Source organism: Pseudomonas oryzihabitans, from assembly GCF_007665395.1.
Classification (GTDB): domain Bacteria; phylum Pseudomonadota; class Gammaproteobacteria; order Pseudomonadales; family Pseudomonadaceae; genus Chryseomonas; species Chryseomonas psychrotolerans_C.
This window is the reverse complement of record NZ_VDND01000004.1, coordinates 177,850-190,518: the sequence shown is the minus strand read 5'-3', so window position 1 is coordinate 190,518 and position 12,669 is coordinate 177,850. Positions and strand designations below refer to the sequence as shown.

The following is a 12,669-nucleotide window of genomic DNA, read 5'->3' as shown; positions in this document are numbered from 1 at the left end:
GAAGTCTCGATGAACGACACCCGCATCGCCTTCATCGGCGCCGGCAACATGGCCGGCGCCATCATCGGCGGGCTGCTCGCCCAGGGCGTGCCGGCCCACCGCCTCAGCGCCAGCAATCGCAATCCGGCCAAGCGCGAGGCGCTGGCCCGGGACCTCGGCATCCGCGTCGAGGCCAGCAACGCCGCCGTCCTCGCCGACGCCGACGTGGTGGTGCTGGGCGTGAAGCCCCAGGTGATGGGCGAGGTCTGCCAGGAGCTGGCACCCCATCTGCGCCCGGAGCAACTGATCGTCTCGGTGGCCGCCGGCATCACCTGCGCCAGCCTGACACGCTGGCTGGGCGCGCGGCCGCTGGTGCGCTGCATGCCCAACGTGCCCTCGCAGCTGCGCCTCGGCGCCTGCGGCCTGTTCGCCAACGACCAGGTCAGCGCCGAGCAGCGCGCCCGCGCCCAGGAAATCCTCGCCGCGGTCGGCCTGGCCCTGTGGGTCGAGGAAGAGCAGCAGCTGGACGCGGTCACCGCCGTCTCCGGCAGCGGCCCGGCCTATTTCTTCCTGCTGATGGAAGCCATGACCGAGGCCGGCACCAAGCTCGGCCTGCCGGCCGAGGTCGCCCAGCAGCTGACCCTGCACACCGCCCGCGGCGCCGCCGCCATGGCCTGCCAGGGCGACCGCAGTCCCGAACAATTGCGTCGTTCGGTGATGTCCCCCAAGGGCACCACCGAGCGCGCCATCGAAACCTTCCAAGCCGGGGCCTTCGCGGACCTGGTGGAAGAAGCCCTCACCGCCGCGGCCGACCGGGCTGCGGAACTGGCCCAGTTGCCGGATCGATAAGGAGTATCCATGTCCGCTCTCGCGCAAGCTCTCGTCTACGTCATCCAGACCCTCGGCAGCCTCTATCTGCTGATCATCCTGCTGCGCTTCATCCTGCAGCTGGTCCGCGCCGACTTCTACAATCCGCTGTCGCAATTCACCGTGCGTGCCACCCAGCCGCTGCTCAAGCCGGTACGGCGCATCATTCCCGGCTTCGGTGGCGTCGATCTGGCGGCGCTGGTGCTGGCCGTGCTGGTCCAGCTGGCACTGATGATGGTGGTGGTGGTCCTGCTCGGCGCCAGCATCGCCGGCCTGTTCCCGGCCCTGCTGATCTGGGCCCTGCTGGGCGTGGCCTCGCTGTTCCTCAAGGTGTTCTTCTTCGCCCTGATCGTCAGCGTCATCCTCTCCTGGGTCGCGCCCCAGACCCACAACCCCGCCGCCGAACTGGTCAACCAGATCTGCGAGCCGCTGCTGGCGCCCTTCCGCCGCATCCTGCCGAGCCTGGGTGGCCTGGACCTGTCGCCGATCTTCGCCTTCATCGTGATCAATCTGCTGGATCGCTTCGTCATCGGCCAGCTGGCCGCCGCCACCGGCATGCCGCAGATCCTCGCGCCCTTCCTCTGACGCACCACTCGCGCACCCGCCACGACCGCCCGCCGCGTCGTGGCGGAGGCGGCATTGACGTCCTCCGGACGCTGGGGCACCGTCCTGCCTTTGCTGTCCAGGTCAAGGAAGTCCCCTATGGAACGCCTGTTCCGCCACGTCGATGCCTATGCCGCGTGGAAAGCCGAACTCGATACCCAACTGGGCCGCTACCGTGACTGGTTGCAGCGTAATCGTCTCGCCTCCCCGGCCCTGGACGCCGCCCTGGCCAGCTGCCAGAGCGAATTGCAGGCCGACGGCATCACCCTGGCCTTCGCCGGCGAGTTCTCCCGCGGCAAGACCGAGCTGATCAACGCCCTCTTCTTCGCCGACTACGGCCAGCGCATGCTGCCGTCCCAGGCCGGGCGCACCACCATGTGCCCCACCGAGATCTTCTTCGACGCCGCGGCCGACGGTCCCTATCTGCAGCTGCTGCCCATCGACAGCCGCCTGGACGAACGCAGCCTGGGCGCCTGGCGCAAGACCCCCGACGCCTGGCAGCGCTTCGCCCTGGACGATAGCCACCCGGACGCCATGGCCGCCCTGCTGGCAAAGGTCACCGAGACGCGCGAGGTGGAAACCGCCCTCGCCGTGCAGCTGGGCTTCGACCCCGAGCAGCTGGAACAGCTCGACAGCGCCGGCCTGGTCAGCATCCCGGCCTGGCGCCATGCGCTGATCAGCATCGATCATCCGCTGCTGCGCCAGGGCCTGCGCATCCTCGACACCCCCGGTCTCAACGCCCTCGGCGCCGAGCCCGAACTGACCCTGTCGCTGTTGCCCCACGCCCAGGCCGTGCTCTTTCTCATCGGCGCCGACACCGGCGTGACCGCCTCGGACCTCGCGCTCTGGGAGCAGTGCGTCAAGCCGTCCCTGGGCGATGCCCCGGAGCGGCTGTTCGCGGTGATGAACAAGATCGACAGCCTCTGGGACGACCTCGGCGGCGTCGCCCATGTCGCCCAGTCGCTGGAAAACGTCCGCCAGGCCAGCGCCCGCCAACTGGCGCTACCGGCCGAGCACATCCTGCCGCTGTCGGCCAAGCAGGCACTGCTGGGCAAGGTGCGCGGCGACCTGGAACTGCTCGCGCGCAGCCAGCTCGACAGCCTCGAACAGCTGCTCGCCGAACGCATCGTCGGTGCCCGCGAGCGCCTGCTGCAGCAACGCATCGTGCAGCAGGCCAGTGGCTTGCTGGGTGCCAGCCGCACCCTCATCGAGCAGCGCCTGGAGGCCATTCGCGCCCAGTACGCGCAGCTGGCCGACGAGGAATTGCCCGGTGCCGGCCTCGAATTGCAGACCGCGCGCACCCGCCAGGAGTACGACCTCTATCACCGCCGCCTGCTGGACCTGCGCACCACCCAGAACATGCTGGCCGGGCAGCGCAAGCTGCTGACCGACCTGGTCGCCCCGGAGCGCCTGGACGCCCACCTGGAAACGGCCCGCCGCGAATTCCGCACCAGCCTGACCACGGTCGGCATCAACCAGTCCATCGCCCGCTTCTTCCGCATGGTCGAGCACGACCTGCTGGCCCTGGACAACGAGGCCGACCGGGCCAACAAGGTGCTCGGGGCGGTCTACCAGCGGCACAATGCCGAGAATCCCCTGCACCCGCTGGAAGCACCGCGGCTGCGCATCCGCCCCTATGTGCGCGAGTTGCGCCAGCTGCAACTCAAGACCGAAGAGGTGCAGCGCCAGGTCAAGACCCTGCTCACCGAGCAGAGCGCCCTGGCCCGGCGTTTCTTCGCCACCGTGGCCCAGGAGGTCCAGGCGCTGCAGGAAGGTGCCCATGCCCAGGTACTGCGCTGGAACGATGGTGCCCTGACGCCGCTGGTCCAGCACACCCGCGAGCAGAAGCAGCTGCTGGAAACCAGCATGCTGGCCCTCAAGCAACTCACCCAGCAGAACCTCAATAGCCAGGAGCAGGTGCGGCGGCTGCAGGTGCACGAGGACGTCCTGCATCGGCAACTCACCGAGGTCAGCGACATGCTCAAGCAGATCAGTCGCCCGGCCCCCTCGCAGCGCCACGACAACGTCGTGTCCCTGCCCTTGGCGCGGGTCGGCTGAGCCACCCGCCACCCCGGGGCCGCCGCGCCGCGACTGCCCTTGCCGCTCCCGGCGGTGCTCTTTAGACTGGCGAGCCCCGCCCCGGACGAGCCGTCAATGCCCAGCGTCATTCCCGAAGATTCCGTCGGCCTGGTCACCCCCGAGCTGCTGCATTTCAGCGAGCCCCTGGCCCTGGCCTGTGGCCGCACCCTGCCGGCCTACGACCTCATGGTCGAGACCTATGGCGAACTCAACGCCAGTCGCAGCAACGCCGTGCTGATCTGCCACGCGCTCTCCGGTCACCACCACGCGGCCGGCTACCATAGCCTGGACGACCGCAAGCCCGGCTGGTGGGACAGCTGCATCGGCCCCGGCAAGCCGATAGATACCAGCAAGTTCTTCGTCGTCGCCCTCAACAACCTGGGCGGCTGCAACGGTTCCACCGGCCCCAGCAGTGCCAATCCCACGACCGGCCGCCCCTATGGCGCGGATTTCCCGGTGCTGACCGTGGAAGACTGGGTGCACAGCCAGGCCCGGCTGGCCGATCGCCTCGGCATCGCCCAATGGGCGGCGGTGATCGGCGGCAGCCTGGGCGGCATGCAGGCGCTGCAGTGGACCATCAGCTATCCCGAGCGCATCCGCCACTGCCTGGCCATCGCCTCGGCGCCCAAGCTGTCGGCGGAAAACATCGCCTTCAACGAGGTGGCGCGCCAGGCCATCCTCTCGGATCCGGACTTCCACGCCGGCCACTTCCAGGAAAAGGGGGTGATCCCCAAGCGTGGCCTGATGCTGGCACGCATGGTCGGCCACATCACCTACCTTTCCGACGAGGCCATGGGCGAGAAATTCGGCCGCGAGCTGAAGACCGACCAGCTCAACTACGACTTCCACAGCGTCGAATTCCAGGTGGAGAGCTACCTGCGCTACCAGGGCGAGGAGTTCTCCGGCCGCTTCGACGCCAACACCTACCTGCTGATGACCAAGGCGCTGGACTACTTCGATCCGGCCCACGCCCATGGCGGCGACCTGGCCAAGACCCTGGCCGGGGTGCAGGCGCGCTTCCTGATCGTCTCCTTCACCACCGACTGGCGCTTCTCGCCGGCGCGCTCCAAGGAGATCGTCAACGCCCTGATGGCCGCACGCAAGGACGTCAGCTACCTGGAGGTCGACGCGCCCCAGGGCCACGACGCCTTCCTCATCCCCATCCCGCGCTATCTGCAGGCCTTCTCCCACTACATGACCCGTATCGAGGTATAGCTGCCGTGCGCGCCGATCTGGACATCATTCAGGAATGGATCCCCGCGGGCAGCCGGGTGCTCGACCTCGGTTGCGGCACCGGCGAGTTGCTCGCCTGGCTGCGCGACCACAAGCAGGTCACCGGCTACGGCCTGGAGATCGATCCGGACAAGATCGCCGAATGCCTGCTCAAGGACGTCAACGTCATCGAGCAGGACCTCGATGGCGGCCTGGCCAACTTCGCCAGCGACAGCTTCGACGTGGTGGTCATGACCCAATCGCTGCAGGCCCTGCAGTATCCCGATCGCATCCTCCAGGAGATGCTCAGGGTCGGGCGCCAGTGCATCATCACCTTTCCCAACTTCGGTCACTGGCGCTGCCGGCTTTACCTGGGTGGCAAGGGACGGATGCCGGTCTCGGACTTCCTGCCCTACACCTGGTACAACACGCCGAACATCCACTTCTGCACCTTCGAGGACTTCGAGCGCCTCTGCCGCGAGCAGCGTGCCCAGGTGCTGGATCGCCTCGCCGTGGACCGGCTGCACCGCCACGGCTGGGCCAGCAAGCTGTGGCCCAACCTGCTCGGCGAGATCGGCATCTACCGGGTCAGCGCGCCGCGCCTGCAGGAGCATCGCGTCGCGATATGACGTAAGGCATGGGCGGCGCGGCCAGCCCGGCCCCGGCTTCGCGTACAATACGCCGCCATCCCAACGAGACGCGGTGTCCTCATGTCCGACCTTACCGAACTGGTCCTCGCCAGCCACAACGCCGGCAAGCTCAAGGAACTCCAGGCCATGCTCGGCGGCCAGGTGCGGGTACGCTCGGTAGGCGAGTTCAGCCAGGTGGAACCCGAGGAAACCGGCCTGTCCTTCGTCGAGAATGCCATCCTCAAGGCGCGCAACGCGGCGCGGCTGTCCGGCCTGCCGGCGCTGGCCGACGACTCCGGCCTGGCGGTGGACGCCCTCGGCGGCGCCCCCGGCATCTATTCCGCCCGCTACGCCGACGGCCAGGGCGATGCGGCCAACAACGCCAAGCTGCTCGACGCCCTGCGCGATGTCCCCGACGCCGAGCGCACCGCCCAGTTCGTCTGCGTGCTGGCGCTGGTACGCCACGCCGACGATCCGCTGCCTATCATCTGCGAAGGCCTCTGGCCGGGACGCATCCTGCAGGCCGCCCAGGGCGAACATGGCTTCGGCTACGATCCGCTGTTCCAGCCCGATGGCGAGGCGGTCTCCGCGGCCGAACTGGTCCCGGCGGAAAAGAACCAGCGCAGCCATCGCGCCCGCGCCATGGTCCTGCTCAAGCAACGGCTCGGCCTGTGACCGAGGCCTTCGCCCTGCCGCCGCTGGCGCTCTACGTCCATATCCCCTGGTGCGTGCGCAAGTGCCCCTATTGCGACTTCAACTCCCACGCCGCCGGCCCGACGCTGCCGGAAGTGGAGTATGTCGACGCCCTGCTGGCCGACCTCGATAACGACCTGGTCCACGTCCATGGCCGGCCGCTGACCTCGATCTTCTTCGGTGGCGGCACCCCCAGCCTGTTCTCGGCCGCGGCCCTGGGTCGCCTGCTGGAAGGCGTGGCCCGGCGCCTGGAGTTCGCGCCCGACATCGAGATCACCCTGGAAGCCAATCCGGGCACCTTCGAGCAGGCCAAGTTCGTCGCCTATCGCGGGCTCGGCATCAATCGGCTGTCCATCGGCATCCAGAGCTTCCAGGACGAGAAACTCAAGGCCCTGGGGCGCATCCATGGGCGTGACGAAGCCATCCGCGCCGCCGACCGGGCGCGCGCCGCCGGCTTCGACAACTTCAACCTGGACCTCATGCACGGCCTGCCCGAGCAGAGCCTGGCCGATGCCCTGGCAGATCTGCAGCAGGCCATCGCCCTGGCGCCCACGCACCTGTCCTGGTACCAGCTGACCATGGAGCCCAACACGGTATTCTGGAGCCAGCCGCCGGAACTGCCCGAGGACGAGGTGCTCTGGGACATCCAGGAAGCCGGCCAGGCCCGCCTGGCCGCCGCCGGTTACCACCAGTACGAGACCTCCGCCTACGCCCAGCCCGGGCGCCAGGCGCGGCACAATCTCAACTACTGGAGCTTCGGAGACTTCCTCGGCATCGGCGCCGGCGCCCACGCCAAGCTCAGTGCGCCGGACGGCCGCCTGCTGCGCAGCTGGAAGACCCGCCTGCCCAAGGATTACCTCGACCCGGCCAAGGCCTTCCAGGCCGGCGAGAAATGGCTGGAAGCGGCCGACCTGCCCTTCGAGTTCATGATGAACGCCCTGCGCCTGGTGGACGGGGTACCGACCGCCTGGTATGCGCAGCGGACCGGTCAATCGCTGGACGAATTGGCGCCCGCCCTGGCCGCAGCGCGACGCGACGGCCTACTGGCGGACGACCCGGAACGCCTGCGGCCCACCGCCCGCGGCCAGCTGTTCCTGAACGACCTGTTGCAATCCTTTCTGCCTGACTGACGAGGAGCTCTGCCTTGGACTTCGTGCTCAACCATATCGCCGACCTCTCCCGCTGGAGCCGCAGCCATCTCGACGAAGTGGCCCTGGCGGTCACCGCCACCCTGCTGGTGCTGTTCGGCAGCCAGGTCAATGCCTTCATCCAGGCACGCCTGGGCAGCCTGCCCACCGCCGTCCGGGTACCGGCCTTCGCCTTGGCGTGCCTGGCGATCTACGGCGCCGCCATGACCTTCCTCACGCCCTGGGTGGTGAAGGGCCTGGCGCAGTTCAACAACTATGCCCTGGCGCCGGTGTTGCTGATCGGCGTCTGCCTGCTGGGTGTCCTGGCCGAACGCCGCGGCTGAAGCTAGTCGCGGGCGCGCAGGCCGTCGAGCAGGCTTTCCAGGGGCTGCGGGCGACCGAGCAGAAAGCCCTGGAAGGTGTCCACGCCGAGGTCCTTGAGCAATTCGAATTGCGCCTGGGTTTCCACCCCTTCGGCGACGATCTGCATGTTCAAGGCGCGGCACAGGCTGACGATACCGGCCAGCAGTTGCCGGGAGCGGTCGTCGGCGTCCACCGCCAGCAGGAAACTGCGGTCGATCTTGATGGTGTCGAAGGGCAGGCGGTGCAGGTAGCCCAGCGAGGAATAGCCGGTACCGAAATCGTCCATCGCCACGCGAAAGCCCTGCTCCCGGAGCGCCGCCAGGCGGCGTTCGGGGGCGCCCTTCTGCAGGAAAACCGATTCGGTGACCTCAAGCTCCAGCGCGCTGGGGGCGATGCCGTAATCCGTACAGGCGGTCGCCAGCACCTCGGCCAGCTCGTCGTCGGCCACCTGCAGCGGCGAGACGTTCACCGCCACCGGAATCTGCAACCCGGCGTCCTGCAAGGCCCGGGCATGACTGGCCGCGCGGCGGATCGCCAGGCGCCCGAGGGCCGAGGCCATGCCGTTCTGCTCGGCGAGGGGCACGAAGACATTGGGCGGTACCATCCCCACCCCGGGGCAGTTCCAGCGCGCCAGCAACTCGGCGCTGACCATGACTTGCCGCGCATCGAACTTGGGCTGCAGGACGAAGGTGATGAGCTCGCCCTCGATGGCACCGTGCAGGTGGGCCAGCAGGGTTACCTTGCTGCGCGCCGCGCTGGTGAGTTGCGGATCGTAGCAGCGCACCCGGCTCTTGCCCGCCGCCTTGGCGGCATACATGGCCGCATCGGCGTTGCGCAGCAGGGTCTCGACGTCCAGCCCCTCCTCAGGCGCCAGGCTCAGGCCGATGCTGGCCGACACCCGGATGTCATGGCCACCGATGCGCTGCTGGCGCCCCACCGCCTGCACCAGTTGCTCGGCCACCTGCAGGGCATGGGCGGGGTCTTGCACGTCCAGCAGGGCGACGAATTCGTCGCCACCCCAGCGCGCCAGCACCTCGCCTTCGCCCAGCACCTGGCGCAACTCCCGGACCAGGGCGCAGAGCAGCTCATCACCGGCGGCGTGGCCCAGGGAATCGTTGACCTCCTTGAAGCCATCGACATCGATGAACAGCACCGCCAGCTTGCTCGCCTCCGCCAACCCTTGCAGACGCGCCGTGAAGGCCTGGTAGAAGGAGGTCCGGTTGGGCAGCTGGGTCAGGGCATCGCTCAGCGCCATGCGCTCCAGGGCCTGCTCCGTGCGCTTGCGCTCGGTGATGTCCCTCAGGCTGGCGATGACGTAGCCTTCGCGATCCGCCTCGCCGGCGAAGCGACTCAGGCTGATCTCGACCGGCGTGACGCGCTTGGCGGAGACATGGAACTGGGCTTCGGACAGCGCATAGCCGTCACGCTCGAAGGTGCGGATGGCCGCTTCGGGCAACTTGATGTAGTGCGACAGGTACTGGCCGGCGACACTGCGCTCGGCACTCAGCATCAGGGCCCGCAGGGCCGCGTTGGCCTCGATGATCTGGCCGCTTTCGGTCAGGACCGCCATGGCGTCGCGGCAGAGGGTGAAGGCCGAGGCCATCAGGTGCAGCGAACGCTCGGTGCGCTGCCGCGCACTGCGCTCGACCTCGAGCCGCCGGCGCACGGCATGCAACTCGGCGGCGGGCGAATCAGGACGTACCAGATCCGTCATCGTACTTGTCGCCCGCCAGGGGCGGCACTACGCCGTTTGTCGTTCTTGTGGGAGGCTGGCATCCAGGTGTCTCTGTGAATTCGACTGCAACCGCCATCACAGCAGGGCAATTGGCCATCATGCCAACTGCCCGCTGGCAGCTCAAGTCGGTTCGTCAGAGACGTACGGTCAGTCGCAGCGCTCGAACTTGAGATCCCAGACGCCGTGGCCCAGCCGCTCGCCGCGCCGCTCGAACTTGGTGATGGGTCTTTCCTCGGGACGAGGGACGTAGCCCGAGGCGTCGCCCAGGTTACGGTAACCCGGGGCGGCGTTCATGATCTCGAGCATGTGTTCGGCATAGGCCTGCCAATCGGTGGCCATGTGCAGCACCCCGCCGACCTTGAGCTTCTGCCGGACCAGTTCGGCGAAGGCCGGCTGGACGATACGGCGCTTGTGGTGGCGGCTCTTGTGCCAGGGATCGGGGAAGAACAGCAGCACCCGGTCCAGGCTGGCGTCGGCGACGTTCTGGCGCAGCACTTCCAGGGCGTCGCAGCTGTAGACGCGCAGGTTGGTCAGTCCCTGGGTCATGGCGCCGTTGAGCAGCGCGCCCACGCCCGGGCGATGCACCTCGACGCCGATGAAATCCTGCTCCGGCGCGGCGGCCGCCATCTCCAGGGTGGAATGGCCCATGCCGAAGCCGATCTCGAAGGTGCGCGGCGCCTGGCGTCCGAACACCTGGTCGAAATCCCGGGGGCCGTCGGACAATTCCAGACCGAAGCGCGGCCAGCCTTGGTCGAGACCGCGCTGCTGGCCCTCGGTCATGCGGCCGGCACGCATCACGAAGCTCTTGATGGTGCGCAGGGGACGGTCGGGAGTCTGGTCGTCTTGATGATCGGTCATGGCGTTATCGATAGTGGGAAAAAGAGACGCCCGGCAGAGGCCGGGCGCGTGACGGAGGGCGCCGGTGTAGAGGCTGTTCTCGATCTCGCGAGCTAGAGCGAAACAAGGCGAAAATGCCTGAGGAAGCGGAGTTTACAAAGAGTAAATGAGCATTCCGAAGGCATTTTCAACGCCGTTTGGCCGACGCGCAGCAGATCGAGAGTAGCCTCCTAGTTGACCAGGCCGTCCAGCGGCGAAGACGCCGTGGCGTAGAGCTTGCGCGGCATGCGGCCGGCCAGGTAGGCCAGGCGGCCGGCGACGATGGCGTGCTTCATGGCCTCGGCCATCAGCACCGGCTCGCGGGCATGGGCGATGGCGCTGTTCATCAGCACCGCCTCGCACCCCAGCTCCATGGCGATGGTGGCATCGGAGGCGGTACCGACCCCGGCATCCACCAGCACCGGCACCTTGGCCTCTTCGAGGATGATGCGCAGGTTGTAGGGGTTGCAGATGCCCAGGCCCGAGCCGATCAGGCCGGCCAGCGGCATCACGGCGATGCAGCCGATGGCTTCCAGCTGGCGGGCGACGATGGGGTCGTCGCTGGTGTAGACCATGACGTCGAAGCCGTCGGCCACCAGGGTCTCGGCCGCCTTGAGGGTCTCGATGACGTTGGGGAACAGGGTCTTCTGGTCGGCCAGGACTTCCAGCTTGACCAGGTTGTGCCCGTCGAGCAGCTCGCGCGCCAGGCGGCAGGTACGCACCGCCTCCACCGCGTCGTAGCAGCCGGCGGTGTTGGGCAGGATGGTGTAGCGCTCGGGGGAGATCACGTCGAGCAGGTTGGGCTCGCCGGGATTCTGGCCGATATTGGTACGGCGCACCGCCACGGTGACGATCTCGGCACCCGAGGCTTCGATGGCCACGCGGGTCTCTTCGAGATCCCGGTACTTGCCGGTACCCACCAGCAGGCGCGATTCATAGGTGCGCCCGGCGAGGGTGAAGGGAGTGTCTTTCATCTGGATTCCTCTTTCGCGGCTAGCCGCCGCCGATGGCGTGGACCACTTCCAGCCGGTCGCCGTCCGCCAGGGCGGTGGTGGCGTGCTGGCTGCGCGGCACGATGTCGAGGTTGCGCTCCACCGCCACCCGCCGTCCGGTCAATTCGAGACGCACGAGCAGGTCGGCGACGGTGGCACCGTCCGGCAATTCAAGGGATTCGCCGTTCAACAGGATCTGCATGGCAAAAGCATCGTCGCGGGGTGAGCGACGCATTCTACGCCGGTCGGGCGCGCATTGCAGCGACGCCGGACCGGGAACGACGGCCAGCGCGCGCTCAGAGGCTGCTCAGGCGCCAGGCCAGGATGGCCAGGCAGGCCCAGCCGGCGAGGAAGCACAGGCCACCGAAGGGCGTGACGATGCCCAGCCGGGAAACGCCGGTCAGCGTCAGCAGGTAGAGACTGCCGGAAAACAGCAGGATGCCGGCGATGAAGCAGCCACCGGCCCAGGCCACCAGGCGGCCCTGGAAATGCAGCGACAGCAGGGCGACGCCGAACAGCGCCAGGGCATGGATGAGCTGGTAGAGCACGCCGGTCTGGAACACGGCGAGGTAATCGGCGGACAGTCGCCCCTTGAGACCGTGGGCGGCGAAGGCGCCGAGGCCGACACCGGTGAAGCCGGCCAGGGCCGCGAACAGCAGGAAGAGACGCAACATGGGTTTTACCGGGCGATGGAAGAGCAGCGCTGGTTATAATGGCCCGCTAACCGCCAAAGACCAAGCCGATGCTGCTCACCCTCCTCCGCCGTCTCCTGCGTATCGCCCTCTGGTTCGCCGCCCTCAGCGCGGCCCTGGTGCTGATCCTGCGCTGGGTACCGCCGCCGGGCAGCATGCTGATGGTGGAGCGCAAGGTCGAGTCCTGGATCGACGGCAAGCCCATCGACCTGCAACGCGACTGGCGGCCCTGGAAGGAGCTGCCGGACGATCTCAAGATGGCGGTGATCGCTGGCGAGGACCAGCACTTCGCCGAGCACTGGGGCTTCGACATGGCGGCGATCCGCCAGGCCTTCAGCCACAACGAAGCCGGCGGTTCCCTGCGCGGCGCCAGCACCATCAGCCAGCAGACCGCCAAGAATCTCTTCCTCTGGAGCGGCCGCAGCTACCTGCGCAAGGCCTTCGAAGCCTGGTTCACGGTGCTGCTGGAGACCTTCTGGTCCAAGCAACGCATCCTCGAGGTCTATCTCAACAGCGTGGAATGGGACGATGGCGTGTTCGGCGCCGAGGCCGCGGCGCGCCATCATTTCGGCATAGGCGCCCCCTACCTGTCTGACCGCCAGGCCAGCCTGCTGGCCGCCGTCCTGCCCAATCCGCGCGAATGGAGTCCGAGCCGCCCGAGCGCCTACGTCGCCGAGCGCGCCGCCTGGATCCGCCAGCAGGAACGCCAGCTCGGCGGCAGCGACTATCTGCGACGGATGACCGGGCAGTAAAACTGGGCGTTGAACGTCGCGTTGCCTGTCGAGACGCAATGAAAGCCTAGCGTTCGAATGCCAAGGGTGA

14 protein-coding genes are annotated in these 12,669 nt (G+C 67.9%); 9 read left to right on the top strand and 5 right to left on the bottom strand.

Features of this window, described 5'->3' with window-relative positions; translation table 11 throughout:
* Positions 1-9 precede the first annotated feature (9 nt).
* From proC to FSV73_RS10905, 8 genes are all read left to right on the top strand, one after another.
* A complete protein-coding gene (gene proC / locus FSV73_RS10940) occupies positions 10-828 on the top strand; it encodes a pyrroline-5-carboxylate reductase (RefSeq protein ID WP_145007633.1) in 819 nt (272 codons plus the stop codon).
* Positions 829-837: 9 nt separating this feature from the next.
* On the top strand, positions 838-1,431 hold the full coding sequence (locus FSV73_RS10935; protein ID WP_145007632.1) for a YggT family protein: 594 nt from the start codon (positions 838-840) through the stop codon (positions 1,429-1,431).
* 117 nt (positions 1,432-1,548) lie between these two features.
* Positions 1,549-3,507, top strand: coding sequence for a dynamin family protein (locus tag FSV73_RS10930; RefSeq protein WP_145007631.1), 1,959 nt, complete (start codon positions 1,549-1,551; stop codon positions 3,505-3,507).
* A gap of 96 nt (positions 3,508-3,603) precedes the next feature.
* A complete protein-coding gene (metX, locus tag FSV73_RS10925; protein WP_145007629.1) occupies positions 3,604-4,743 on the top strand; it encodes a homoserine O-succinyltransferase MetX in 1,140 nt (379 codons plus the stop codon).
* A gap of 5 nt (positions 4,744-4,748) precedes the next feature.
* Positions 4,749-5,369 (top strand): methionine biosynthesis protein MetW, encoded by a 621-nt coding sequence (gene metW, locus FSV73_RS10920; protein ID WP_145007628.1) that lies wholly within the window; start codon positions 4,749-4,751, stop codon positions 5,367-5,369.
* Between the two features lie 81 nt (positions 5,370-5,450).
* Positions 5,451-6,044, top strand: a complete 594-nt coding sequence (gene rdgB, locus FSV73_RS10915; protein WP_145007627.1) for an RdgB/HAM1 family non-canonical purine NTP pyrophosphatase — start codon at positions 5,451-5,453, stop codon at positions 6,042-6,044.
* Complete coding sequence (gene hemW, locus FSV73_RS10910; protein ID WP_145007626.1) at positions 6,041-7,192, top strand: radical SAM family heme chaperone HemW; 1,152 nt, start codon at positions 6,041-6,043, stop codon at positions 7,190-7,192. Before rdgB ends, hemW begins: the two co-directional genes overlap by 4 nt.
* Before the next feature lie 14 nt (positions 7,193-7,206).
* The gene (locus tag FSV73_RS10905; RefSeq protein ID WP_145007624.1) at positions 7,207-7,533 is read left to right on the top strand and encodes a DUF3392 family protein; all 327 of its coding nucleotides are present in this window, start codon (positions 7,207-7,209) and stop codon (positions 7,531-7,533) included.
* Positions 7,534-7,535: 2 nt separating this feature from the next.
* Here the strand turns inward: FSV73_RS10905 and FSV73_RS10900 are convergent, their stop codons facing one another.
* The 5 genes from FSV73_RS10900 to FSV73_RS10880 all read right to left on the bottom strand — a co-directional run bounded on the left by FSV73_RS10900 (position 7,536) and on the right by FSV73_RS10880 (position 11,829).
* Positions 7,536-9,266: a putative bifunctional diguanylate cyclase/phosphodiesterase gene (locus tag FSV73_RS10900; protein ID WP_145007622.1), complete on the bottom strand. Its 1,731-nt coding sequence runs from the start codon at positions 9,264-9,266 to the stop codon at positions 7,536-7,538.
* Between the two features lie 168 nt (positions 9,267-9,434).
* Positions 9,435-10,106 (bottom strand): tRNA (guanosine(46)-N7)-methyltransferase TrmB, encoded by a 672-nt coding sequence (gene trmB / locus FSV73_RS10895; RefSeq protein ID WP_222119448.1) that lies wholly within the window; start codon positions 10,104-10,106, stop codon positions 9,435-9,437.
* Between the two features lie 248 nt (positions 10,107-10,354).
* A complete protein-coding gene (locus FSV73_RS10890) occupies positions 10,355-11,137 on the bottom strand; it encodes a thiazole synthase (protein WP_145007619.1) in 783 nt (260 codons plus the stop codon).
* Between the two features lie 19 nt (positions 11,138-11,156).
* Positions 11,157-11,357 (bottom strand): sulfur carrier protein ThiS, encoded by a 201-nt coding sequence (thiS, locus tag FSV73_RS10885; RefSeq protein ID WP_058762949.1) that lies wholly within the window; start codon positions 11,355-11,357, stop codon positions 11,157-11,159.
* A 94-nt stretch (positions 11,358-11,451) separates the two neighbouring features.
* Positions 11,452-11,829 carry a DUF423 domain-containing protein gene (locus FSV73_RS10880; RefSeq protein ID WP_145007617.1) on the bottom strand — a complete coding sequence of 126 codons (378 nt, stop codon included), beginning with the start codon at positions 11,827-11,829 and terminating at the stop codon, positions 11,452-11,454.
* A gap of 68 nt (positions 11,830-11,897) precedes the next feature.
* Between FSV73_RS10880 and mtgA the strand changes: the two genes are divergently transcribed.
* Complete coding sequence (mtgA, locus tag FSV73_RS10875) at positions 11,898-12,599, top strand: monofunctional biosynthetic peptidoglycan transglycosylase (protein WP_007161651.1); 702 nt, start codon at positions 11,898-11,900, stop codon at positions 12,597-12,599.
* Positions 12,600-12,669 lie beyond the last annotated feature (70 nt).